General features: G+C 29.2%; 25 protein-coding genes and 1 pseudogene. 23 read left to right on the forward strand and 3 right to left on the reverse strand.

Features of this window, described 5'->3' with window-relative positions:
- The first annotated feature begins 30 nt into the window (after positions 1-30).
- From OM90_RS08355 to OM90_RS08365, 3 genes are read left to right on the forward strand one after another with little or no spacing between them, the layout of a single operon-like run.
- Positions 31-1,071 carry an AIR synthase family protein gene (locus OM90_RS08355; protein ID WP_058486434.1) on the forward strand — a complete coding sequence of 347 codons (1,041 nt, stop codon included), beginning with the start codon at positions 31-33 and terminating at the stop codon, positions 1,069-1,071.
- A complete protein-coding gene (locus tag OM90_RS08360; RefSeq protein ID WP_058486435.1) occupies positions 1,031-1,513 on the forward strand; it encodes an Lrp/AsnC family transcriptional regulator in 483 nt (160 codons plus the stop codon). The genes OM90_RS08355 and OM90_RS08360 overlap by 41 nt, the downstream gene beginning before the upstream one ends.
- Positions 1,510-2,673 carry an aminotransferase class I/II-fold pyridoxal phosphate-dependent enzyme gene (locus tag OM90_RS08365; RefSeq protein ID WP_058486436.1) on the forward strand — a complete coding sequence of 388 codons (1,164 nt, stop codon included), beginning with the start codon at positions 1,510-1,512 and terminating at the stop codon, positions 2,671-2,673. The genes OM90_RS08360 and OM90_RS08365 overlap by 4 nt, the downstream gene beginning before the upstream one ends.
- Positions 2,674-2,681: 8 nt before the next feature.
- Here the strand turns inward: OM90_RS08365 and OM90_RS08370 are convergent, their stop codons facing one another.
- On the reverse strand, positions 2,682-3,116 hold the full coding sequence (locus tag OM90_RS08370) for a transcriptional regulator PerR (RefSeq protein ID WP_058486437.1): 435 nt from the start codon (positions 3,114-3,116) through the stop codon (positions 2,682-2,684).
- Positions 3,117-3,326: 210 nt separating this feature from the next.
- On the opposite strand from OM90_RS08370, the gene OM90_RS08375 reads away from it, so the two are divergent.
- The 19 genes from OM90_RS08375 (at position 3,327) to OM90_RS08460 (ending at position 21,880) form a co-directional block, all read left to right on the forward strand.
- Positions 3,327-3,803, forward strand: coding sequence for a chemotaxis protein CheX (locus tag OM90_RS08375; protein WP_330381853.1), 477 nt, complete (start codon positions 3,327-3,329; stop codon positions 3,801-3,803).
- A gap of 12 nt (positions 3,804-3,815) precedes the next feature.
- Entirely contained in the window at positions 3,816-4,307 is a 492-nt protein-coding gene (trmL, locus tag OM90_RS08380) for a tRNA (uridine(34)/cytosine(34)/5-carboxymethylaminomethyluridine(34)-2'-O)-methyltransferase TrmL (RefSeq protein ID WP_334292088.1), read from the forward strand.
- 108 nt (positions 4,308-4,415) lie between these two features.
- Positions 4,416-4,616 carry a hypothetical protein gene (locus OM90_RS08385; RefSeq protein WP_058486439.1) on the forward strand — a complete coding sequence of 67 codons (201 nt, stop codon included), beginning with the start codon at positions 4,416-4,418 and terminating at the stop codon, positions 4,614-4,616.
- A 139-nt stretch (positions 4,617-4,755) separates the two neighbouring features.
- The gene (locus tag OM90_RS13170) at positions 4,756-5,649 is read left to right on the forward strand and encodes a C40 family peptidase (protein WP_058486440.1); all 894 of its coding nucleotides are present in this window, start codon (positions 4,756-4,758) and stop codon (positions 5,647-5,649) included.
- Positions 5,650-5,826: 177 nt separating this feature from the next.
- Positions 5,827-8,211 (forward strand): endonuclease MutS2, encoded by a 2,385-nt coding sequence (locus OM90_RS08395; protein WP_058486441.1) that lies wholly within the window; start codon positions 5,827-5,829, stop codon positions 8,209-8,211.
- 73 nt (positions 8,212-8,284) lie between these two features.
- Positions 8,285-8,965, forward strand: a complete 681-nt coding sequence (locus OM90_RS08400) for a PspA/IM30 family protein (protein ID WP_058486442.1) — start codon at positions 8,285-8,287, stop codon at positions 8,963-8,965.
- Positions 8,966-9,018: 53 nt separating this feature from the next.
- Positions 9,019-9,699, forward strand: a complete 681-nt coding sequence (locus OM90_RS08405) for a response regulator transcription factor (protein ID WP_058486443.1) — start codon at positions 9,019-9,021, stop codon at positions 9,697-9,699.
- Complete coding sequence (locus OM90_RS08410) at positions 9,686-11,101, forward strand: sensor histidine kinase (protein ID WP_058486444.1); 1,416 nt, start codon at positions 9,686-9,688, stop codon at positions 11,099-11,101. The genes OM90_RS08405 and OM90_RS08410 overlap by 14 nt, the downstream gene beginning before the upstream one ends.
- Before the next feature lie 87 nt (positions 11,102-11,188).
- The gene (locus tag OM90_RS08415; protein ID WP_058486445.1) at positions 11,189-12,766 is read left to right on the forward strand and encodes a S1C family serine protease; all 1,578 of its coding nucleotides are present in this window, start codon (positions 11,189-11,191) and stop codon (positions 12,764-12,766) included.
- A 152-nt stretch (positions 12,767-12,918) separates the two neighbouring features.
- Positions 12,919-13,860: a 3'-5' exoribonuclease YhaM family protein gene (locus tag OM90_RS08420; protein WP_058486446.1), complete on the forward strand. Its 942-nt coding sequence runs from the start codon at positions 12,919-12,921 to the stop codon at positions 13,858-13,860.
- Positions 13,861-14,163, forward strand: a complete 303-nt coding sequence (locus OM90_RS08425) for a PD-(D/E)XK nuclease family protein (RefSeq protein ID WP_058486447.1) — start codon at positions 13,861-13,863, stop codon at positions 14,161-14,163. It abuts the gene before it with no gap.
- Positions 14,156-14,719 carry a CRISPR-associated protein Cas4 gene (cas4, locus tag OM90_RS08430; RefSeq protein ID WP_058486448.1) on the forward strand — a complete coding sequence of 188 codons (564 nt, stop codon included), beginning with the start codon at positions 14,156-14,158 and terminating at the stop codon, positions 14,717-14,719. Before OM90_RS08425 ends, cas4 begins: the two co-directional genes overlap by 8 nt.
- Position 14,720: 1 nt before the next feature.
- The gene (locus OM90_RS12780) at positions 14,721-14,891 is read left to right on the forward strand and encodes a hypothetical protein (protein ID WP_160323649.1); all 171 of its coding nucleotides are present in this window, start codon (positions 14,721-14,723) and stop codon (positions 14,889-14,891) included.
- A 17-nt stretch (positions 14,892-14,908) separates the two neighbouring features.
- On the forward strand, positions 14,909-16,282 hold the full coding sequence (gene rlmD, locus OM90_RS08435) for a 23S rRNA (uracil(1939)-C(5))-methyltransferase RlmD (RefSeq protein WP_058486449.1): 1,374 nt from the start codon (positions 14,909-14,911) through the stop codon (positions 16,280-16,282).
- Between the two features lie 369 nt (positions 16,283-16,651).
- On the forward strand, positions 16,652-16,864 hold the full coding sequence (locus OM90_RS08440; protein ID WP_058486450.1) for a helix-turn-helix domain-containing protein: 213 nt from the start codon (positions 16,652-16,654) through the stop codon (positions 16,862-16,864).
- Between the two features lie 41 nt (positions 16,865-16,905).
- Positions 16,906-17,631 (forward strand): DNA-methyltransferase, encoded by a 726-nt coding sequence (locus OM90_RS08445; RefSeq protein WP_084758005.1) that lies wholly within the window; start codon positions 16,906-16,908, stop codon positions 17,629-17,631.
- Positions 17,628-18,701 (forward strand): DNA cytosine methyltransferase, encoded by a 1,074-nt coding sequence (locus tag OM90_RS08450; RefSeq protein WP_058486451.1) that lies wholly within the window; start codon positions 17,628-17,630, stop codon positions 18,699-18,701. Before OM90_RS08445 ends, OM90_RS08450 begins: the two co-directional genes overlap by 4 nt.
- A 1-nt stretch (position 18,702) precedes the next feature.
- Positions 18,703-20,571 (forward strand): McrB family protein, encoded by a 1,869-nt coding sequence (locus OM90_RS08455; protein WP_058486452.1) that lies wholly within the window; start codon positions 18,703-18,705, stop codon positions 20,569-20,571.
- Positions 20,572-20,599: 28 nt separating this feature from the next.
- On the forward strand, positions 20,600-21,880 hold the full coding sequence (locus tag OM90_RS08460) for an LlaJI family restriction endonuclease (RefSeq protein WP_242860879.1): 1,281 nt from the start codon (positions 20,600-20,602) through the stop codon (positions 21,878-21,880).
- Between the two features lie 31 nt (positions 21,881-21,911).
- Here the strand turns inward: OM90_RS08460 and OM90_RS08465 are convergent, their stop codons facing one another.
- Positions 21,912-22,373, reverse strand: coding sequence for a CGNR zinc finger domain-containing protein (locus OM90_RS08465; RefSeq protein ID WP_058486454.1), 462 nt, complete (start codon positions 22,371-22,373; stop codon positions 21,912-21,914).
- A gap of 242 nt (positions 22,374-22,615) precedes the next feature.
- Between OM90_RS08465 and OM90_RS08470 the strand changes: the two are divergent.
- Positions 22,616-23,709 (forward strand): annotated as a pseudogene (locus tag OM90_RS08470) (IS256 family transposase).
- 293 nt (positions 23,710-24,002) lie between these two features.
- Here the strand turns inward: OM90_RS08470 and OM90_RS13525 are convergent.
- Positions 24,003-24,209: an IS3 family transposase gene (locus tag OM90_RS13525; RefSeq protein WP_084758008.1), complete on the reverse strand. Its 207-nt coding sequence runs from the start codon at positions 24,207-24,209 to the stop codon at positions 24,003-24,005.
- Positions 24,210-24,330: the final 121 nt, after the last annotated feature.

Raw genomic sequence — 24,330 nt, forward strand, 5'->3', positions numbered from 1 at the left:
TAATTTATATTGAGAGGAGCTAAATATAAAATGAAAATTGGGAAAGTACCGTCTTCTATATTAAATCAATTAGTATTTGAAAATATAAAAAATAAAAGAAATGAAATTATACTTAGGGCAGGTATAGGGGAAGATTGTTCTGCTATAGATTTACAAAATGATGAAATTTTTCTTACTTCTACTGACCCTATTACAGGAGCTTCAGAAGATATAGGATATTTAGGGGTTCATATTTCTTGTAATGATATTGCGTCTAGTGGAGGAGAACCTATAGGAGTTTTATTAACTATACTTCTTCCAGAAGATTCTTTAAAAGAGCAGCTTAATAAAATAATGAAGGAAGCAGAAAGGGCAGCTAAAGAAGTTAATATAGAAATAATAGGTGGACATACAGAAATAACAGATGCTGTTAATCGTCCAGTTATTTCTACGACAGCCATTGGGAAAGTAAAACGAGAAAAATTAATATCAACAAATAATGCTAAATTAGGACAAGATATTATTATGACAAAATGGGCAGGATTAGAAGGAACTACTATTTTAGCAAAAGATTTTGAAAAAGAACTTTCTAAAAAATTTTCTAAAGAATTTTTAAATAGAGCTAAAAATTTTAGCAATTTTTTGTCTGTAGTTCCTGAAGGAATAATAGCAAGAGAACATGGAGCTACATCCATGCATGATGTTACAGAGGGAGGCATCTTAGGAGCAATTTGGGAAATTGCTGAAGCATCAGGAGTAGGAGTAGAATTGTATTTAGATAAAGTTCCTGTTAAAAAAGAGACGGTAGAAATATGTAAGTATTTTGATATTTCTCCTTATAAATTAATTTCTAGTGGATCTATGATAATTTCTTCTTATGAAGGAGAAAAACTTGTAAATAAACTTAAAGATAATAATATCGAAGCGGAAATCATAGGAAAGATTACAGAAAAAGATAGAATTTGTATACAAAATGGGACATTTACTTCATTAAAACAGCCTGATGTAGATGATTTGTATAAAGCTATTAAAAATAAAAGGAGGATTTCTTATGAGGGAAGAGATATTGGAGATTTTAGAAAAAAACAGTAAATTAAATGCTGAAGATATAGCTATTATGTTAAACATTCCTAAAGAAGAAGTTGAAAAAGAAATAGAACAAATGGAAAAAGAGCAAATTATTTGTGGATATAATACATTAATTAATTGGGAAAAAACTAATAAAGATTTAGTTACAGCTTTAATTGAGGTTAAGGTAACTCCTCAAAGGGGAGAAGGTTTTGATAAAATTGCAGAAAGAATTTACAGATTTGATGAAGTGAAAGCTGTTTATTTAATGTCGGGAGGATTTGATTTAACCGTTATAATAGAAGGTAAAACTATGAAAGAAGTAGCTTTATTTGTTGCACAAAAATTAGCTCCTTTAGAAGCTGTATTAAGTACAGCAACTCATTTTGTTCTAAAAAAATACAAAGATCATGGAATTAGTTTTGAATTGTCTGATAAAGATGAAAGGATGGTTATCTCCCCATGAAAAAAGAAATGATTTCATCTAAAGTTAGAGATATTCCGCCTTCGGGAATTAGAAAGTTTTTTGATATTGTTAATGAAATAAAAGATGCTATTTCTCTTGGAGTGGGAGAACCTGATTTTGATACGCCATGGCATGTAAGAGAAGAAGGAATATATACCTTAGAAAAAGGTAAAACAATATATACATCCAATTCTGGATTAATAGAATTAAGGCAAGAAATTAGCACATATTTATCAAGAAGATTTAATATTACTTATAATCCTAAGGACCAAATTCTTGTTACAGTAGGAGCTAGCGAAGCAATTGATTTAGCTCTTAGAGCTATTTTAAATCCAGGAGACGAAGTATTAATTCCAGAACCTTCTTATGTTTCATATAAACCTTGTACTATTATGGCAGGAGGGGTTCCTGTTACAATAACTACAAAAGCTGAAGATGAATTTCGCTTAACTCCTAAACAATTAGAATCTCATATTACGGACAAAACTAAAGCACTTATTCTTCCATATCCTAATAATCCGACAGGAGCTATTATGGAAAAAGAAGATTTAGAAAAAATAGCACAAATACTTAAAGATAGAGATATATTAGTTATATCTGATGAAATATATGCTGAATTAACCTATGGGAAACAACATGTATCTATTGCTTCTTTGCCATATATGTATGATAATACATTAGTGATAAATGGATTTTCTAAAGCTTATGCTATGACAGGATGGAGAATGGGTTATGCAGCTGGTCCTAAGGAGTTAATTTCTGCAATGACTAAAATACATCAATATGCTATCATGTGTGCTCCTACAACTAGTCAATATGCAGGAATAGAAGCTTTAAGAAATGGAGATTTAGATGTGGCTAAGATGAGAGATTCTTTTAATTATAGGAGAAGAATTATGGTTAATGGATTTAGAAAAATGGGAATGGATTGTTTTGAACCTTTAGGAGCATTTTATGTTTTTCCTTCCATAAAAAAATTAGGGATGAGTTCTGAAGAGTTTTGTACCAAACTTTTATATGAACAAAAAGTAGCTGTTGTACCGGGAACAGCTTTTGGAGAAAGTGGAGAAGGTTTTATTAGATGTTCCTATGCTTACTCTATAGAAAATATTAAAGAAGCATTAAAACGTATTGAAAAATTTATAAAACAATACAAATAAAGAGCAACCTATATAGGTTGCTCTTTATTTGTATTGTTTTGACATTTTGGACAAATTCCGAAAAAATATAGATTTTCATCTAAAAGTTTAAAATTAGTGTCCTTTTCAATTCTTGAACGAATATCATCAAGATAAATTTCATCCATATCGTGTACAGATTTGCAAGATACACAAATTAAATGAGGATGAGAATGAGTAGTTGCATCGTATCTAAAAGAATCTTCTCCTACATTTAATTCACGTATAAGATTGACTTTTTTTAAAGCATCTAAAGTTTTATAAACAGTTGCTAAACTCATGGTAGGATGAGTAGATTGTAAAGATTTATATATAGTTTCAGCACTAGGATGTTCTTTAGAATTAGAAAGCATTCGAAAAATAGCCAATCTTTGAGGTGTTACTTTTAAATTTTTTTCTTTTAAACGTTGTGCTAATTCTTTCATAAGAATAACCACCTTATTAATAATAATTTTTATATAGTAATAATAATAGATTTTAATTATTTAGTCAAGTAACAAAGTTAAACAAGTATATTAATAATTTTAAAGAGTTCTATAATTGGACAATTTTTTATAACGTAAATACGTTGTGTTTAAAAAAAACGTATGTTAAAATAAATATTATTTAATTGAATTTTGAAAAGGGGGAATTTAATGTCTATAAATGTTAATTTTATTAATCCATTTATACAGGGTACCCAGTCTATTTTAAAAGAAGTATGCAATGAAGATTCTACATTAGGTAAAGTATATTTAAAAAAATCTCCCTATCCAAGCAATACTGTCGTAATTATTATTGGAATTACAGGGGATGTTAAAGGACAAGTAATTTTTAGCCTAAATATAGAAACAGCTTGTTTCATTGCTTCTAAAATGATGATGGGAATGAATATAACAGAATTAGATGAAATGGCCCAAAGTGCTATATCAGAATTAACTAATATGATTTTAGGAAAGACTGCTACAATATTTTATAATAAAGGAGTTTCTATTGACATTACACCACCCTCTCTACTTATGGGAGATAATATGCAAATATCTACTTCCAAAATGCAAACTATATGCATTCCCCTTAATTTAAGAGGAGGAAATATATTTGAAATTGACGTAGCAATACAAGAAAATAAATAGAAATGGGTTGATATTATGAATATTGTTCTTTTAGAACCAGAAATACCACAAAATACTGGTAATATCGCCAGAACTTGTGCTGCAATAGGAGCAGATTTACATTTGATAAAACCTTTAGGTTTTTCTGTTGAAGATAAATATTTAAAACGAGCAGGTTTAGATTATTGGCATTTATTAAACATACATTATCATGAAAATTTTCAAGATTTTAAATCAAAATATCCTAAAGGACTATTTTTTATGGCTACGACAAAAGCTAAAAAAACTTATACTGATGTTAAATATACAAAAGACTGTTTTATAATATTTGGAAAAGAAACAGCTGGAATCCCTGAAGTAATTTTAAAAGATTATCCAGAAACATCTATTCGAATTCCTATGATAGAAAAAGCTCGTTCTCTTAATTTATCAAATTCAGTAGCTATTATTGCTTATGAAGCTATGAGACAAATGAATTTTGAAGGATTATTAACGGAAGGAAATTTAAGAGAATATACTTGGTAAAAAACCTAGCTAACTTTAAATAGCTAGGTTTTTTTTGAATGAAATAAGTAATAAAAGCATAACCTAAATTATAAAATATTTATATTTTATAAAGAAAGAAGGGTGGTTATGTTTTGGACAGGTGTTATAATAGGAATTTTTATAGGTTCTGCATTAGGAATATTAATAATGTCTATGGCTATTTCAGCATCTAGGAATAGTTCAGAAGACCATTCTTTAGAAAAATATGGAATGGAAGCGTCTAAGGAATTATCTCCAGATACTTTGAACAATAAATTTAATACAGAAGATAATAAAAACAATTCATAATTTTATTTTACTTATTAATTTAAAGTTATTTATATAAATTTTATAGAAAGAAACGTTTAAAACAATTGACAAAGAATATATATATTTATATAATAATCTTGTAACAATTATGTAACAAATTTTATATGGGGGTCTACAAATGATGAAGTGGCATAAGTTAGTATCATGTATTTTTGTTGCAGGATTATTTTTCTTTTTAAGTGTTACAAATTCATATGCAAAAACAATAGGAATGAGTATAGAAAATAATGTAGATGTATGGGAAGAAACAACTAATACCGAAAAGATAATTACTACTTTGAATAAAGAAGATAAGGTAGAAATATTAGGAATAGAAAAAGACTGCTACATTGTTAAATTAGATGATGGTAATAAAGGATATATTTTAAAAGATTTGTTAAACATTCTATCAACTGATGGAATATCTACAGGAGATAGGGTAAATATTAGACAAGCTCCTAATACAAGTTCTGAAATTTTGGGACAAGTTAATAAAGGAGATTCTTTAATTATAATAGGGAAATCAGGAGAATGGTACAATATAGAATATAATAACCAAGAAGCCTGGATTCATAGTAATTATGTTAACCTTATTGAAGGAGATATATTTCAATTATATGATAATAAAATTTCTTCTAATAATTTAGAAGATAATAATTTAGAAGAAGAAATAGTAAAATATGCTAAACAATTTATAGGGACCCCTTATAGATATGGTGGAACAGATTTGTACAGTGGAGTAGATTGTTCAGGATTTACTCAAACAGTAATGGGTAATTTTGGAATAAATTTAAATCGAGTATCAAGATATCAAGCAGAAGATGGAATTGAAATTTCTAAAAATGAATTAAAAAAAGGAGATTTAATATTTTTTGATACTTCTGGAAGCAACAATGGGCAAATTTCCCATGTGGGCATATATATAGGAAATAATCAATTTATTCATGCAGAAAGTAGTAGAGGAGTATGTATAGATAGTTTAAATCAAGATTATTATATTAATACTTATGTAAAAGCTATAAGAGTAATATAAATAAAAAGAGTGACTGTAGGTCAGCTCTTTTTTATTTTTTATAAATATTGCATATAATATTTTTGATATTAAAATATAAATAAAAAATAGTATTTATATGGTTTAATATATAAGTTAATGATATAATATTAATAAAATAAGCATTTTTTATTAGATTTAATTAGAAAGGATTCATCTATGGAAGAAAAAACATTAAAAACTTTAGAATATGACAAAATTATAGAAAAATTAGCAAATTATGCAGTTTCTCCTATGGCTAAGGAAATTATTATGAATTTAAAACCTTCTTCTAATTATAATAAAATTATAAAGATGCAAAAGGAAACTAGCGATGCAGTAAGTATGATATTAAGAAAAGGAAGCATTCCATTAGGCGGATTTAAAGATGTTAGAAATGCTTTAAAAAGAGTGAAAATAGGAGGAATACTTTCTGCTACAGAACTCCTTTATATAGCAGATTTACTTAGAGTATGTAGAAAAGTTAAAAATTATTATAAGGATGAAAGAAAACAAGAAAGTTACGAAACATTAAATAGTTTATTTGAAGAAATCACTCCTTTACCTACAATAGAAAATGAAATTAGTAGATGTATTATTTCAGAAGAAGAAATTGCTGATGAAGCTAGTACAACTCTCTACAATATTAGAAGAGAAATAAAATTGGTAAATGAAAAAATAAAAGAACAGCTTCAAAAAATAATTCATTCTCATGCAAATCAATCGATGCTTCAAGAAGCAGTTATTACAATACGAGGAGATAGATATTGTGTTCCTGTAAAGCAAGAATATAGATCTCAATTTCCAGGGATTATACATGACCAGTCTTCAACAGGAGCTACCTTATTTATAGAGCCTATATCTGTTGTAAATATAAATAATTCTTTAAGAGAGTTACAAGTAAAAGAAAATGCAGAAATAGAAAAAATTCTATCAGAACTAACAGCAATGGTAGAAGAAAATTTAGAAATTATAATTTTGAATATAGAATTACTTACAAAACTAGATTTCATATTTTCTAAAGCACAACTTGCTTTAGAAATGAAAGCCATAGAACCTAAATTCAATCAAGAAGGACGAATAGTAATAAAAAAAGCAAGACATCCTCTTTTAGATCCCAATACAGTTGTTCCCATTGATATTTATTTAGGAGATAAATTTACTACACTTCTTATTACAGGTCCTAATACAGGTGGAAAGACAGTATCATTAAAAACTTTGGGATTATTTACTTTAATGGGACAGGCAGGGCTTCATATTCCTGCGTTTGATAACTCAGAATTAGCAGTATTTGATGAAGTTTTTGCTGATATAGGAGATGAACAAAGTATTGAACAAAGCCTTAGTACTTTTTCAAGTCATATGACTAATATTGTTCATATATTAAAAAAAGTGACTCCAAATTCTTTAGTACTTTTTGATGAATTAGGAGCAGGAACTGACCCTACAGAAGGTGCCGCTCTAGCTATGGCTATTTTAGATTATCTTCTTAAGATGAAAGTTCGTACAGCAGCAACGACCCATTACAGTGAATTAAAAATTTATGCATTGTCAACAGAAGGAATAGAAAATGCATCTTCAGAATTTGACATAGAAACCCTTAAACCAACATATAAGCTTCTTATAGGAATTCCAGGTAAAAGTAATGCTTTTTCCATTTCTAAGCGATTAGGACTTCCAGAATTTATTATTGAAGAAGCAAATAAGCTTATAGCTAAAGAAGATAAAAAGTTTGAAGATTTAATTATGGACCTTGAAATAAGTAAAAAAACTGCTATATATGAACAAAATAGAGCAGCCCAATATAGAAGAGAAGCAGAAGAATTAAAGAAACGATTAGAAAAACAAAAAGAAAAATTAGAAAGCCAAAGGGAAAAACTTATTTTAGAAGCAAAACAAGAAGCAAGAAAAATACTTCAAGAAGCAAAAGAAGAAGCAGATAAAATAATAAAAGAACTTCAAAGGTCAGCTAGAGAAGCTCAAATAGTAATAAATCAAAAAGATATGGAAGAAGCAAGGGGAAAACTGAGAAAAAAATTAGGAGATATAGAAGAAGAACTAACAAAAGCAGTTTTACCTAAGAAAACTCTTAAAAAACTTCCTAAAAATTTAAAAAAAGGAGATAGAGTATTTATCACTTCTTTAAATCAAAATGGGATTGTTGTAATACCTCCAGATAATAATGGAGATGTAACAGTACAAGCAGGAATTATGAAAATAAAAGTTCACTTATCTAATTTAGCTTTAGATGAAACAGAAGAAAAAGAAAAACAAAAATCTTCAGTTTCTACAATAGGAGCAAAGCGTAGTAAATCAATTAGTATAAAAACAGAAATTGACCTTAGAGGGCAAATGACAGATGAAGCCATAATTAATACAGAGAAATATTTAGATGATGCATATTTATCTAATTTAAGTCAAGTTACTATTATTCACGGAAAAGGTACAGGAGCCTTAAGAACAGCTATTCACAAACTTTTAAAAAGACATCCCCATGTTAAATCCTACAGATTAGGGAAATATGGAGAAGGAGAAACAGGAGTTACTATAGTAGAACTTGATTAAATGTTAAAATATTATTGCATTAAATTATGTATTTTATATATAATAAAATTATAAAATATTTGGGAGTGATTATATGGGAATCTTAGGCAGAATAGTTAATGTAATAAAGTCAAATATTAATGACCTTATTGATAAAGCAGAAGATCCAGAAAAAATGATTAAACAATTAATATTTGATATGCAAGAGCAATACACAGAGGCTAAGGTTCAAGTAGCACAAGCTATAGCTGATGAAAAGAAATTAGAAAGAGAGTATAAAGAACAATTAAAATTACAAGAAGAATGGGCTAAAAAAGCAGAAATTGCGGTTAAACAGCAAAATGATGATTTAGCAATAAAAGCTTTAAAAAGAAAAAATGAACATCAAAAACTTGCAGAAGAGTATAAAATTAGTCTAGATAGCCAAAAAGAAATAACTAAAAAGTTAAAAGATTCACTCCAAGAATTAAATGATAAAATAGAAGAAGCAAAGAGAAAAAGAGATTTATTACTAGCTAGATCAAAGAGGGTAAAAGCTAGAGAAACTATAAATAAGACATATGCAAAAATTAATAATACATCTGCCTTTGAGGATTTCAAAAGAATGGAAGAAAAAATAGAGTCCATAGAGGATAAAGTAAAAGCATATGAAGAATTAGAAAACGAAATAGTAGAAGATAAATTAGATAAAGAATTTAAACAATTAGAAAAATCAAGGGAAAATTTAGAATTAATGTCTGAATTAAATGAACTTAAAGAAAAAATAGCAAAATAGAATAATAATATAGCCCCTACTTAAGTAGGGGCTATATTAAAAGAGGAGGAAATATATTGGCTTCAAAAATACTTATTGTAGATGATGATATTCATATAGCTGAATTAATTGATTTATATTTAACTAAAGAAGGGTATGAAACAAAACAAGCTCATGGAGGGAAGGAAGCTTTACAGCTTTTTTCTTCATTTGCACCTCATTTAGTATTATTAGATATTATGCTTCCTGAAATAGATGGATATGATATTTGTAAGGAAATAAGAAAAATAAGTAATATTCCCATTATAATGCTAACGGCTAAAGGAGAAACTTTTGATAAAGTTTTAGGATTGGAATTAGGAGCTGATGATTATGTAGTAAAGCCTTTTGAACCTAAGGAATTAATAGCCAGAGTTAAAGCTGTATTAAGGCGTTATGATTCTAAAGAAAAAAATAATAAAAAAATTGTAGTTCCAAATCTTACAATTGATTTAAGCGATTATTCTGTAACTTATCATGGAAAGAAAATGGAACTTCCTCCAAAAGAATTAGAATTACTATATTTTCTTGCTTCTAATCCTAATCAAGTTTTTACACGAGATCAACTTTTAGATAGGATTTGGGGATATGATTACATAGGAGATACAAGAACTGTAGATGTACATATTAAAAGAATTAGAGAAAAGTTAAATAAAAAAGAAACTTGGAGTATAAAAACTGTTTGGGGAGTAGGTTATAAATTTGAAAATATTTAAATCACTTTTTGGAAAACTTTTTACTGTATATATGGGAATTATATTAGGAAGTTTTATTTTATTAGCTGCAATTTTATCACAAGCTTTTGAGTCTTACTTCATACACCAGAAAAAAGAAATTATGTTAGAACAAGGAGAAAAAATTACAAAAGAATATGCTAAAGCATATTATACAGGAATAATGGATTTAGATCAGCTAAAATTTGAAATGCAAGTATTAGATAAATATCTTAATTCTATGATTTGGATTGTAGATCATAATGGAAGAATTTATGTAGTATCTAGAAATGAAAACCAATCTTGGCTAGGACAAAAATTAACTTATGAACAGATAAATGATGTATTTGAAGGAAAGATAGTAACTATACAAGGGAAATTTGGAGGATATTTCAAAGAACCGGTTTTAACCATAGGATATCCTATACAAATAAATGGGAAAACTTATGGAGCTCTTTTTATGCATACTCCAATTCCAGAAATACAAAAAACAGTAGGTGAGTTGTATAAAATAACTTTAATATGTTTGGGATTATCTATTATACTTGCATTTTTCTTTATTTATTTTTTATCAAAACAGATTACTAAACCTATGAAAGAAATGAATGAAGTTGCGAAAGTTATAGCAGGGGGAGATTTTCAAAGAAGATTAGAAGTAGTAGGTAAAGACGAAGTAGCAGAACTTGCAAATAGTTTTAATTATATGGCAGAAGAACTTAATAAGTTAGAAGAACTGCGAAAGGGATTTATAGCTAATATATCTCATGATTTAAGGTCGCCATTAACCTCTATAAAAGGATTCGTTCAAGCAATACTAGATGGAACCATTCCGAAAGAAAAGCAGGAAAAATATCTTAAAATCGTATTAGATGAAACAAGAAGGCTTACTAAAATGACTAATGATATAATGGATTTGACTAAAATGGAAAGTGGACAAATGGAGATTAAAAAAGATAAATTTGAAATTAATAATCTTATTAGAACAGTAATAGAACAATTTGAACAAAGAATATTACAAAAAAAGATAACTTTAAAGTTAATTTTAGCTCAAAAAGAGACTATAGTTTTTGCTGATAGAGAACAAATTCAAAGAGTTATATATAATCTTTTAGATAATGCAGTAAAATTTGTGCCAGAAGAAGGGAAAATATGGATAGAAACTACCCTTGCTTCTAATAAAATTTTCGTATCTATAAAAAATACAGGAGAAAATATTCCTAAAGAAGATATAGCCTATATATGGGATAGATTTCACAAAGGAGATAAATCAAGAGGAAAAGATAAAACAGGAATGGGATTAGGACTTTCTATTGTAAAACAGATTTTAAAAAATCATGGAGAAATAATAAAAGTAGAAAATGACAAAGATGGAGTAATATTTACATTTAGTATTTCTATTTTATAAATATAATGAATATTTACAAAAAGTTCATATTTTATTAAAAACTTATATATATAATAACCTTAAAAATAATGTTAAGGAGGTTTTTATATGGACGAATTTCGTGATATTAATGAAAAAGAAGATGTAAAAGAAGAAATAAAAATAGAAGAAATGGGACCCAAAGATGAAAATGAAACAAAATTTATAAAAGAAGAAATAAAAATAGAAGAAATGGGTCCAAAAGATGAAAATGAAACAGAATTTATAAAAGAAGAAATAAAAGTAGAAGAAGTAGAAATAAAAGATGAAAATAAAGAATTTATAAAAGAAGAACCAAAAACAGAAGAAATTAAAAATGAAAATATTATAGAAGAAGTTGTGGAAGAAAAAAATAATTATTATACTCAAATAATTAAACCACAAAAAAATAAAAAAAGAAGATTTAAAAAATTAACAGCTTTAATGACGGCTTTAGGAATAATTTTAGGTGGGCTTTCAGTCGGCTTAGGAATTGGTTTGGCAGGTCCTGTTAATGAATTATTTTTACAACCTGCTTTAAAATCTGCTAGTAATAAATTTTTTAATAATGAAGTATCAGAAGAAAATATAGAAGAAGAAAAAGAATTTTCTTTTGAAGATATTGAAAATAACAATAATAATGTAGAAGAAGTAGTAAAAAAAGAACAATTACATACTTCTTCAACAAATTCAACAAGTCAGATTACAATACCAATGATTAATAAAACAATAGGTCCATCAGTAGTATCTATAAAAAATATATATACAGTAAATGATTTTTGGTATGGACAATCTCAACAAGAAGGAACAGGGTCTGGAATTATATTTCATGTAACTTCAGAGGATGTAAAAATTGTAACAAATTATCATGTAGTAGAAAATTCTCAAAGTCTTGTAGTTACTTTTTTAGGTGAGTATTCAGTACCAGCAAGTATTGTAGGAGTAGATTCACAAACAGATTTAGCAGTTATAAAAGTAGATCAAAGCGATATTCCTAATGAAATAAAAGGAAAAATAGTAGCAGCTCCTTTTGGAGATTCTGATGAGATTGAAGTAGGAGAATTAGCAGTAGCTATTGGTAATCCTTTAGGAGAAGCTTATAGTAATACAGTAACAGCAGGGATAATAAGTGCTGTAAATCGAACCATTCAACTTACCGATAAAGAAATGACATTAATTCAAACGGATGCAGCTATAAATCCTGGAAATAGTGGAGGGGCTTTAGTAGGAAGTAAAGGAACAGTTATAGGAATTAATACTATCAAATTAGTTGATACTAGTGTTGAAGGTATGGGATTTGCAATACCTATTAATGTTGCAAAGCCAATTATAGAAGAACTTGTAAATAAAGGTTCAGTATCTCGTCCTTATCTTGGAATAGTAGGACAAGATATTAGTGAAAATATAGCAGAATTATATGAAGTTCCTGTAGGTGTTTTAGTTAGAGAAGTTCAGCCAGGAAGTGCTGCTTATATAGGAGGATTAAAAGCAGGAGATATTATCATTGAATTTGATGGAGAAAAAATTACTTCTATGGAACAGTTAGCTGAAATTATATCAAACCATGAAGTAGGAGATAAAGTTACAGTAAAATTTGTTAGAGATGGAGCTTGGAAAAAGACTATTACAGTTATACTTCAAGATAAAAGTGAATTAACTCAATGGTAAATTTTTAGGGCGAAATATTCGCCCATTTTTATTGCATTTTTCTAATTTTAATGTTTTTTTAATGAAATGTAGCATTTAACTCTAATTTTATGTATAATTTAAACATAGAAGCTTCGAATTATTATTCGAAGAAATTTGAATGGAGGATTTAAATGCGCTATTTGAAAGACATTAGAGATGGAGAACAAATAATAGGACATTATCTTTGTAAACAAAAACAAACATTAAAATCAAGGGCAGGGAAACCCTATATATCCTTAAAATTACAAGACAAAACGGGATTGGTTGATGGTAAGATTTGGGATATTCATAATGAAATAGACGAATTTGATGAAAATTGTTTTGTTAAAATTGATGGTGTTGTAAGTGTATTTCAAGGAGAATATCAAATAAGTATTAGACGATTAAGAATGAGTATGGAGGGAGAATATGATCCCATGGATTATATTCCCTGTACTGAAAAAGATATAAATGGAATGATTGAAAAAATTAAAGAATATATAAATAAAGTAGAAAATGTATATATAAAAAAATTACTTCAATCCTTTTTTGTTTCGGACGAAGAATTTTTAAAAAAATTTACTTCTCATTCTGCAGCAAGAAGTGTTCATCACAGTTATATGGGAGGTTTATTAGAACATACCTTATCTGTTGTAGAATATGCAGAATTTCTAGCGAATCATTATACAGGGGTAAATCGTGATATTGTCATTGCAGGGGCAATGCTTCATGATATAGGAAAAATAGAAGAATTATCAGAATTTCCTTTAAATGATTATACAGATTTTGGTCAACTACTAGGTCATATTATGATAGGTGTAGAAATGGTAACACAAAAAATAAATATTATAAAAGACTTTCCAGATTCTCTAGCGGCTTTAATAAAGCACTGTATTTTATCTCATCATGGAGAATTTGAATATGGTTCACCTAAAAGACCTAAAACTATTGAAGCTATGATTATTCACTGTGCAGATAATACTGATGCAAAAATTAAATTATTCGAAGAAGCTATAAAAGTAGAACACCCTAAAGGAAATTGGGTTGGATATAATAGAATGTTAGGAAGAAATATAAGAAGAAGTGATTTTTAGGTGAAAATGCATAATGACAGTAAAACGATATCAGCAGGTGAAATAAATAAATTTATTTATTGTCCATATCAATGGTATTACACAAGATTATATGGTAGTGATAAATTAAGAGAACTAGTAAAAGAAAGAAATAAAAATTATGGTTATGAGAACATAACACAAAATAATTTTGATAGAGGAAATAGATTTCATGCACAATATCATAGATATTATAAAATAAAAAATAGAATAAAGTTTATTTTTTTAATAATCTGTGCTATAGCTATAGCCGCTATTATTATTTGGGTGATGCAATATGAGTGATTTATATATTATATGGGGAATATTGATTTTTCCCCTCTTTTTTATGATATTTAAAAAAAAGGATATTAAAATAAAAAAACCTAAATTAGGAGTTTTTGGAGCAGATATAATTTATACAGATCAAAAAGAAAAAAATAAATCTCCTTACGTAGAATATGGTAAAATATTATATTCTAAAAAATATGATATAAAAGGGAAACCAGATTATATATTTAAAAAAAGATGGACAGGAGATTTAATTCCTGTTGAACTTAAAAGTGGAACAATAAAAAAAGATAATATAAAGCCTTATGAAGGAGATATGATGCAATTAGCAGCATATTTTTTAATTATTGAAGATGTATATCATAAAAGACCTAAAGAGGGAAGATTAATATATAGTAATTATATGTTTATTATAAGGAATACATGGAAACTAAGACGAAAAACAAAACATATTCTAGCAGATATGAGAAATATGTTAGAAACGGGAGAACAAAGTGTCAATCCAAATTTCATAAAATGCCGATATTGTATATGTAGAGAAACAGTATGCGAATATTATAAGGAGGATTGACATGAATAAAAATAAATCAAATAAAAATAATAAAAATTTACAAAATAAAAACAAAAAGATATTAGATATTAGTAATGTAAAAAATCCTATAGAAGAAGCACTTAAAAATAGTAGTGATGAAGTATTAGCAAAAGCTATACAGGATTTGCTAAAAAAAGATATGCTTAATTAAGAAAGTTGGAGGAAAATATGGATACATTACCAATTAAAAAAAATATGCACTTTGAAATGACAATAGATGACATAGGTGTAAAAGGAGAAGGGATAGGGAAAATAGATAATTTTACAGTATTTGTAGAAGGAGCTCTACCAAAAGATAAAATAGAAGTTAGAATAATAAAGGTTAAAAAAAATTATGGTTTTGGAAAATTAATTAGAATTATAGAAGCTTCTCCTATGAGAATTACTCCTAAATGTCCTTATGCTAAAAGATGTGGTGGATGTCAAATACAGCATTTAGATTATAAAGCACAATTAGAGTTTAAAACTAAAAAAGTAAAAGATAATATAGAACGAATAGGAAAATTAAATGATGTAATAGTATATCCTACTTTAGGAATGAAAGAACCTTTTTATTATAGAAATAAGGCACAATTCCCAGTAGGAATTAAAGATGGAAAAGTTCAAATAGGATTTTATGCTCCTAGAAGCCATGATATTATAGATATTTCAAAATGCTATATACAAGACCCTATAAATAATAAAATAATAAATATAATTAGAAATTATATTGAAAAGTATAAAATTCCAGTTTATGATGAAAAAAAACATAAAGGACTTATTAGACATATATTAACTAGAGTAGGATTTACAACAAAAGAAATCATGGTTTGTATTGTTATTAATGGAGAAAACCTTCCTCATAAAGATAAATTAATATCAAAACTTATAAAAATTTCTGGAATGACTAGTATTGTGTTAAATCACAATACTAAAAAAACCAATGTAATTTTAGGAGAGAAAATAACCACCCTATGGGGAAAAAATTATATAACTGACTATATAGGAGAAATAAAATTTGAAATTTCTCCATTATCTTTTTTTCAAGTAAATCCTATACAAACAAAAGTTTTATATGAAAAAGCTTTAGAATACGCAAGATTAATAGGGGAAGAAATAGTATGGGATGCCTACTGTGGCATAGGAACTATCTCACTTTTTCTTGCAAAGAAAGCAAAAAAAGTTTATGGAGTTGAAATAGTAAACGAAGCCATAGAAGACGCAAGGAAAAACGCAAAAATAAATAATATAGATAACGTAGAATTTTTTGTAGGCAAATCAGAAGAAATAATTCCAGAAATGTACGAAAAACAGGGAATAAAAGCAGATGTAATAGTAGTAGATCCCCCACGAAAAGGCTGCGATGAAATTTTGCTTAATACCATGGCAAAAATGGAACCAAGAAGAATAGTTTATGTATCCTGTGACCCAGGAACCCTAGCAAGAGATTTAAAAATATTAAATGAAAAAGGATATAAAGTAGAAAAAGTCCAGCCTGTGGATATGTTCCCAAATACGACGCATGTGGAGTGCGTCACATTGATGTCAAAGGTTGAGAAATAAAAAAACTGAAAAGCTTGTAAATAAAGGGTTTCCAGACATTTAGCTTTTCACCAGGCCTCTTTGCTGGATGTGGCAATGTTAGGAAACCCTTATTTTTATTGTTTGTGGGAATATATCAAAATTAATAGTTGAGTTACCAGATTAGATAACCGCCATATTTGAGGGGGTTGAGAAAATAGGATAGATTTTAAGCAGCTAAACACAATTATCAGTTTATATGTATCTATGTGAATCACAGACCATTATAATAAAATTTGATTTCTCATACATTTTTACGAGAAATCGAAATATTAATTGAAAAGTCAAATAAATAGTGTTATAATAATTTTCAGTGTGATTTTATTATCCAAGTAAATGTGAGGTGCAAAAATGGGAGTCAATTATAAGAAGTTTTGGAAAAGACTAATAGATGATGATTTGGAAATATCCGATTTGCATCTTGCCACTGGTATTGCTCCAAGTACATTTTCAAAGATGCGTAAAAATGAGTACGTTTCTTTGGATGTATTGGTGCGTATTTGCAAAGCATTAAATTGCCAACTAAGCGAGATAGTCGAGGTTGAACTTGACGATCGGTCATAAGTTGAGCTGAACAAACAAATAGTGAAAAGAGGTAATGATTTATGGCTGATTCAATTTTATATAACGAAGACTGCATACGCGCAATGAAGCGTCTTGCGAGTGATTCAATCGATCTTATTCTAACTGACCCGCCATATAATTTAGGAAATTTTATGAAGGATAGGGACACAAACCTAAAAAAGATGCGTGATAACTTTTTTGGTGCAGCTGGCTGGGACAATTTAAGTTTTGAAGAGTGGGAAAAATCGATGGATAGCTTTTTTAAGGAAGCTGTTCGAGTTCTTAAAAAAGGTAGTGCTATGCTTGTATTCATGTCAATTATAAAAGTGGAGACACTCATTAAGATTGCTGAGAGACATGGGTTATATTACAAGACTACTGGTATTTGGCATAAATTGAATCCAATGCCACGTAATATGAATTTACATTTTGTAAATTCAACAGAAGCATGGGTATATTTTACATACAAGAAAAAGACAGGTACATTTAATAATGATGGAAAGGTGTTACATGATTTTATAGAAACAGCAGTAGCAGCGAATGGTGAGCGTAAATACGGTAAGCATCCTACACAAAAGCCAGTTCAATTGATGGAGTTCTTCATTAAAGTATTAACTAATGAAGGTGATACAGTTCTTGATCCTTTTATGGGAAGCGGGAGCACAGGTGTAGCTGCTAAAAAAAATAACAGGAACTTTATAGGGATTGAAATAGATGACAACTATTTTCAGATTGCAACACGTCGTATACAAGAGGTGAAAGAATGAAGCCAACGGTAATTGATTTATTTGCGGGGGTTGGTGGCCTTTCCCTTGGGTTTGAAATGGCTGGATTTAATGTTGTTCTTGCAAATGAATACGATAAATCTATTGCAGAGGCATATAAATTGAATCATCCCAATACGAAAATGGTTGTTGCGGATATTAGAAATTTACCAATAGAATATACATTTGCTGAGTATCGTGCCAATATAGATGTTATTATTGGTGGACCACCTTGTCAGGGATTTTCTCAGAAAGGGCAACGGAGGACCATTAATGATGAGCGAAATTTTTTGTTTAAATATTTCGTCGCTGTCGTTGACTATATCCGCCCACAGTATTTTGTAATGGAAAATGTACCGAACATCCTTACGGCTGAAAATGGTTATTTTAAAAAAGAGATAAACGAGCTGTTTAATAAATTAGGATATTCGTTAAATATGGGTATTTTAAATGCAGCTGACTACGGAGTACCTCAGAATCGAAGAAGAACGATCATAATCGGTAAAAAAGGGGCACCTGCTCCTGATTTACCAAAACCACATAATACCAGAGTAACTATATGGGATGCAATAAGTGATTTAGCATTTTTGAATTCCGGAGAGGGCTCTGAAAAACAAGAGTACAAGTTTGAACCACAGAGTGAGTATCAAATAAAAATGCGAAACGGGAGCCAATATCTTTATAATCATGTTGCTACAAGGCATTCAAAGTTAGCACTTGAACGTTTAGCGATGATTCCACCGAATAGTGGGAAAGAAGTTTTACCAGAGGAGCATCTAACAAAATCAATTTATAGTGGAACATGGACGAGAATGTGTAAAGATGAAGTATCTGTAACGATTACAACGAGATTTGATACACCTTCTTCTGGGAAATTTACACACCCATTTTTAGATAGGGCTATCACTGTACGTGAAGCTGCACGTTTGCAGTCATTCCCAGACACCTTTAGATTTATAGGCACAAAAGGATCGCAGATGAAACAAGTAGGAAATGCTGTGCCACCTTTACTTGCCAAAGAAATTGCTGAAATAATAAAATTAGATATGGAAAAGGATGGGGGAATCAAATAACATGAAAAGACCAGATAATATTATAAACTATAGTGAGATCGACTTAAAATTAGGTATTAAGTCTTCATTGCCCAATGCTAAATCAACTCTTGCTTTATTAATTCTTTTATGGGAAAGCTCTGGTAAACCTGCTGAGTTAGCGTATTCGCAGCAGAAAAATGATGGTATTATTTTAGATAATAAAGTTGAAGAATCGTTAATAGCTACTTTAAAACCACTTTACTCAACTGTGGGTATATCAGATGAAACATTTATTTCAAAAGTGAATGAAAACCAAATTTTTAAATCACAATTGGAATCTCTAATAGTTGCATTTGAATTAGTTTGGAAAATGGCTAGGATTAAGTTTACTGATGAAAATAAGCCTGCAAGTGCAGAACGTACTGGGCGCATTAGGTATCCTAAAAAATTATATTACACAATACACATGGATATCTTAGACACAGTTATTTCGGCAAATAATGAAGGCTATTATGCAGTTTTACTTAATTGGCTCGGCATCCCGATTAATTTTGATACGACTTATGAGTCTATGTTGATTAAAATTCTCACTGTTTTTTCGGAAAATGCTGTTTTTAAACTTGTTGATGGGGATAAGGATGTAATATTTAATTTAAATAGCATATATAAAAAAATTATCGAAACTAATGATTCTGTGGATATTAACGGTGATAGAGAAGCAAAAGGACCTCTTAGAATTCTTAAATCATTATTATCTGATGGGTTAAATCCTTATTTAAACTATAACTCTGGAATAGTGTCTGCAAAAGAAAATATAGAATTATATCAAAGACGAGTAGATGCTTATTTAGCTTTGTCATCTAGTAGAATTTATGAAGTTGAAGCAAATGCGAATGAAGACATAGTTGCTGAATCGGTATCGGATTATTCGGTGCCACGAAAAACTGGTGGATGTAATATTCTTTTATATGGTGTGCCTGGTGCCGGTAAAAGTTACACCATAAAAACTGAATATTGTGATGATCCGTTGCGTATGGAGAGAGTTGTATTTCATCCAGATTATACATATTCAGATTTTGTAGGTCAAATTTTGCCGAAAGTATCGGAAGAGGGACTGGTAAGCTATGAGTTTACAGAAGGCCCTTTTACTCGTTTGCTGAAAAAAGCATACCAAAATCCTGGTGCGGAATACTACCTTATAATTGAAGAAATAAATAGAGGCAATGCCCCTGCAATATTTGGAGATGTGTTCCAATTATTGGACAGAGATTCTGAAGGAAATAGTGAATATGGCATTTCAAATGCAGATATTGCTAGAAAAGTTTATGGAGATGAAAGCAGATTGGTACGCATTCCTTCAAATATGTATATTATAGGAACAATGAATACCTCTGACCAAAATGTTTTCACTCTTGATACAGCATTTCAGCGCAGATGGATTATGAGGATGATTGAAAATGATATGAATAAGGTGGAGCAAAAGTTCGCAAATCATAAAATATTGGATTCTGATATCACATGGAAACAATTTAATGCTGTGATAAACGATATAATTCTGAAAAAGAACTTACATATGACATCATCCGAGGATAAACGGCTTGGTGTATTTTTTGTTCACGAACGAGATTTAGAATACAACAATGCTGAAGATGACATTTCTCTTCCAGAGGATGAAAGAATCAAAGCGGCTCATGACAATAGCCGCTTTCCGGAAAAGGTATTAAAATATTTATGGGATGATGCGTTCAAATTTTCAAGAGATGCTGTTTTTGAAACGAACTTATATTTCAGTTTGGAAGATATAGTTAGAAAATTCAAATCTTCCAAAGGAAATGAAAGGTTTGCTATTTTTAAAGAAGAGATTTATAATGCGTTCTTATCACCGGAGAATGCAGGCAATGAAGAATGAACAAAGGCGGTGAGATAACTTGGCAATAGTGTCTGATTTATTTAATCGTTGCCGTGTTAATAAAAACGATGATGGAGATCGCTTTGTCGGTGTTAAAGCTGAAGATGATAATGTAGTTGTTTATTTTCCAATTGGATATGAATTGCCGAAAACGGAGCAAGATTTACGTCAAGATATACTTCACCTTTTCTCTGTCTTGGCAGAATTTACAAGTCGGGATGACAGGATTCTTCCTATGAAGAAATTTGAAGCTCCTCAATCAGTGGATTTCCCTATAAATGCTTATTTGGAAATAATTAATTACTTCATGGAGCAAAATGGATATTATACTGAAAAGGAACCAGTGTATAAAACAAACGATCGAGGAAAGATAGACTGGTCAAGGACAATAAAAAGGCAGCGTCCGTTAATTCAAGCTAATGGTTCTCCAGTATATACCCAGTATACTGTAAGGTTCTCGTCTCCGAATGATAAAAATTTGATTACTCAGATACACAAGTATTGTGTTTACGAAAGTTTTTCTAAATTGGGATGGTTGTTTACTCCACTTCTACCTGAGCAACCTTTATTACGAAGAGATGATAAAATGTTTTTATCAGTGTTGTATGAAAAAATGGCCAATACATATAATGATAGAGATAAAAGGCTTTTCTCAGCAATGATTTCCATGATAGAGTATTTGGATGAGCAACCTAATCAGAAACAGTTTTATTTTGGCACAGACCGGTTCGAATATGTATGGGAGAAGCTTATTGACAGAGTATTTGGAATAAAAGATAAGCAAAACTATTTCCCTAAAACAAGATGGACTCTTAGGACAGGAAAGAAGAAAACAAATGCAGCATTGGAACCCGATACTATAATGTTATATGATGGGAAAATATATGTGCTTGATGCAAAGTACTATCGTTTTGGTATTACCGGAGATCCTAACGATTTACCAGAGTCTTCGTCGATAAATAAACAAATTACATATGGAGAATACATATATACACAGAAGAAGTTTAAAGAGAAATATGGTGAAGATGTGCCGGTTTATAATGCGTTTATTATGCCATACAACGCAAATAATAATTTGTTTAGCTCAAATGAAATATTTTTGAACATTGGTGAAGCTACAGGAGACTGGAAAACAAAAGGGCATAGGTATGAGAGAGTGCAAGGAATTGTCGTCGATATCCATTATTTAATGCATCATTATATCGGTAAAACTGAAAATCAAATTATGCAATTGGCTAAATCTATTGAAAGTGCTTTTGAACGGAATAAAGGTGCATTACCAACGGATAGCATCTCGGCTGTAGTTTAGAAAAAGAAACCCCTGACCTAAATAGAATGGTTCAGGGGTTTCTTTTTTCCAATTCCTTCTTTCGCTTTCGATGGTTTCTTTGTGCCATGGAATTACTACATGATGAGGAACAATACTTTTTTTTAGTGGAGGTAGTTTTAACTAAGAACCATCTGTCACAGTTAGGGTTTTCACATTTGCGATATAGTTCTAAGCCGGGTCTCATATAAAAAATAGAGAAATAAATTCCTGTTAACATATCAGAAATTGCCCAGGAAGGAGACATGGTTTTAACATCATAGCGAGGATATATACCTTGAAGGTTATACTCCAGTTCTTCACTGATTGTTATTTTTGCAATTTCAATCAGTGCTTTTTTCATTTTATCATCAAAATTTAAATTATAACGTTTGCGGATGTTCTCGTCAGTATCGTAATACTCAACTTTTCCGAAAGAATCAAAACTCTTAATGATTCCAATATTTTTTTGATAATGGAAAAGAAAATCAATCATAAGACGTAACTCATAAGATAAATTGGGCGCATTTCGGTATAAGCGTGTAACATTCTTATAAAACTGGGACTGGGTTGCTCCTGGTGTATCTTTATCATATATAAATGTCAAGTTAAGAATGTAACTTTTTGATCATTTAAGAATGTAGTTGGTAGTGTAAAAAAATCTGTGCTTAAACGAAAATAATTACTCCTTTCTGGCAATAATTACAGAAAATAATAAAACCAGAAAGGAGCTTTTCTATGTCAACATTACCAAAAGAATTTTTAAGACAAATGATTAAAGATGGAAATTTAAAAACAGCAGGAGATCTCCATTCATATCTAAAAAATATATTCAAAGATACTCTACAAGAAATGTTAGAGGCAGAATTAGATATAGAATTAGGATATGAAAAAGGTGATAGAATCAATAAACAAACAGATAATAGAAGAAATGGGTATACACAAAAGAAAGTAAAAACTAATTTTGGAGATATGGAAATAAATGTACCTAGAGATAGAAATGGTGAATTCGAACCAGTAGTTGTACCAAAGAANGAAAGTAAAAACTAATTTTGGAGATATGGAAATAAATGTACCTAGAGATAGAAATGGTGAATTCGAACCAGTAGTTGTACCAAAGAATGTAAGAAATATTTCAGGTATAGAGGATCAAGTTATATCTTTATATGCTAGGGGAATGTCTACAAGGGATATACATGACCAATTAAAAGATATATATGGAATAGAAGTATCTGCTGAAATGGTAAGTAAAATAACTGATAAGATACTACCAAGGATTAAAGAATGGCAAAATAGACCCCTCAAACCAGTTTATCCTTTTGTTTTTATGGATGCGATACACTATAAGGTTAGAGATGATGATCAAATAAAAACTAAAGCAGCTTACGTTGTATTAGGTATTGATTTAGATGGATTTAAAGATATATTGGGTATTTGGATAGGAGAAAGTGAATCCTCAAAATTTTGGTTAGGAGTATTAAACGAACTTAAAAATAGAGGATTAGAAGATGTAATTATATTTAGTGTAGATGGTTTAACAGGATTAAAAGAAGCAATAATGGCATCTTATCCTAAAGCAGAAATTCAAAGATGTATTATTCATCAGCTTAGAAATTCTTTTAAATATGTATCTTATAAACATAGAAAAGAATTTATAAAAGACTTTAAAACAGTATATACAGCTATTAATGAAGAATAAGCTTATGAAAGATTGCAGCAAATCAAGGAAAAATGTAATGAAAAAATGGACTCTTCGATATAGAAATTGGGATTTAGTACTTAATCAACTAATGATTTTCTTCGAAGATAGAATTAGCCCTTATATTCTATAAAAATAGCTTAAAAAATTTATATATTTTATAAAACATTAAATAAAGACTATTTTTACTACAATATAAAGGCACACTCCTTCATTATAATAATTATTGCCAAAATTACAAGATTTTATGAATATTATCTTACAACTTTGGCAATTATATTAATAAACATATATATAATTATTATCTTTAAGTTTTAGTAATTGTTGTCAGATAGGAATCAAATTTAGTCTAAAGCACAAAATTATTTACAGACTCTTAGTTTTCTTATTTCTAATTTGGTTTTCTGTATGGTCAGATACAGTTGTCTAATCGTTAGAAATGAGATTATTAAGGCTATTTTTTTGCATAACTTCTCCTATTTTTCTATGAGAAATTATAATATTGTCTTTTTTTAAAGTTTTCTTTATTTTTCTTGTTCCATAGTTATTTTTATTTTCTTTAAATATTTTGATTATCTTATTTTTATTAATGCTAAAATAATAATTAACAAGATTGCAAATATAAAACTTAATCTATTCCATTAGATGTTATCAAATGGGATTAATGTATACTGAGAAAAAATTTAAATAATATATCAATCTTCAACCATAGGAACGGTTCTTTGCAATTATGAGAACCGTTTTTTTAGTACTT

It is taken from the genome of Defluviitalea phaphyphila (assembly GCF_001466305.1).
GTDB lineage: Bacteria > Bacillota > Clostridia > Lachnospirales > Defluviitaleaceae > Defluviitalea_A > Defluviitalea_A phaphyphila.

Coding starts and splice junctions, on each gene's coding strand:
- OM90_RS08395 (WP_058486441.1), top strand. CDS start 5,827: ATGGAAGAAAAAACATTAAAAACTTTAGAATATGACAAAATTATAGAA.
- OM90_RS08370 (WP_058486437.1), bottom strand. CDS start 3,116: ATGAAAGAATTAGCACAACGTTTAAAAGAAAAAAATTTAAAAGTAACA.
- OM90_RS08420 (WP_058486446.1), top strand. CDS start 12,919: ATGCGCTATTTGAAAGACATTAGAGATGGAGAACAAATAATAGGACAT.
- OM90_RS08415 (WP_058486445.1), top strand. CDS start 11,189: ATGGACGAATTTCGTGATATTAATGAAAAAGAAGATGTAAAAGAAGAA.
- OM90_RS08455 (WP_058486452.1), top strand. CDS start 18,703: ATGAAAAGACCAGATAATATTATAAACTATAGTGAGATCGACTTAAAA.
- OM90_RS08360 (WP_058486435.1), top strand. CDS start 1,031: ATGAGGGAAGAGATATTGGAGATTTTAGAAAAAAACAGTAAATTAAAT.
- OM90_RS08365 (WP_058486436.1), top strand. CDS start 1,510: ATGAAAAAAGAAATGATTTCATCTAAAGTTAGAGATATTCCGCCTTCG.
- OM90_RS08440 (WP_058486450.1), top strand. CDS start 16,652: ATGGGAGTCAATTATAAGAAGTTTTGGAAAAGACTAATAGATGATGAT.
- cas4 (WP_058486448.1), top strand. CDS start 14,156: ATGAGTGATTTATATATTATATGGGGAATATTGATTTTTCCCCTCTTT.
- OM90_RS12780 (WP_160323649.1), top strand. CDS start 14,721: ATGAATAAAAATAAATCAAATAAAAATAATAAAAATTTACAAAATAAA.
- rlmD (WP_058486449.1), top strand. CDS start 14,909: ATGGATACATTACCAATTAAAAAAAATATGCACTTTGAAATGACAATA.
- OM90_RS08400 (WP_058486442.1), top strand. CDS start 8,285: ATGGGAATCTTAGGCAGAATAGTTAATGTAATAAAGTCAAATATTAAT.
- OM90_RS08445 (WP_084758005.1), top strand. CDS start 16,906: ATGGCTGATTCAATTTTATATAACGAAGACTGCATACGCGCAATGAAG.
- OM90_RS08465 (WP_058486454.1), bottom strand. CDS start 22,373: ATGATTGATTTTCTTTTCCATTATCAAAAAAATATTGGAATCATTAAG.
- OM90_RS08450 (WP_058486451.1), top strand. CDS start 17,628: ATGAAGCCAACGGTAATTGATTTATTTGCGGGGGTTGGTGGCCTTTCC.
- OM90_RS13170 (WP_058486440.1), top strand. CDS start 4,756: ATGATGAAGTGGCATAAGTTAGTATCATGTATTTTTGTTGCAGGATTA.
- OM90_RS08375 (WP_330381853.1), top strand. CDS start 3,327: ATGTCTATAAATGTTAATTTTATTAATCCATTTATACAGGGTACCCAG.
- OM90_RS08355 (WP_058486434.1), top strand. CDS start 31: ATGAAAATTGGGAAAGTACCGTCTTCTATATTAAATCAATTAGTATTT.
- OM90_RS08385 (WP_058486439.1), top strand. CDS start 4,416: ATGTTTTGGACAGGTGTTATAATAGGAATTTTTATAGGTTCTGCATTA.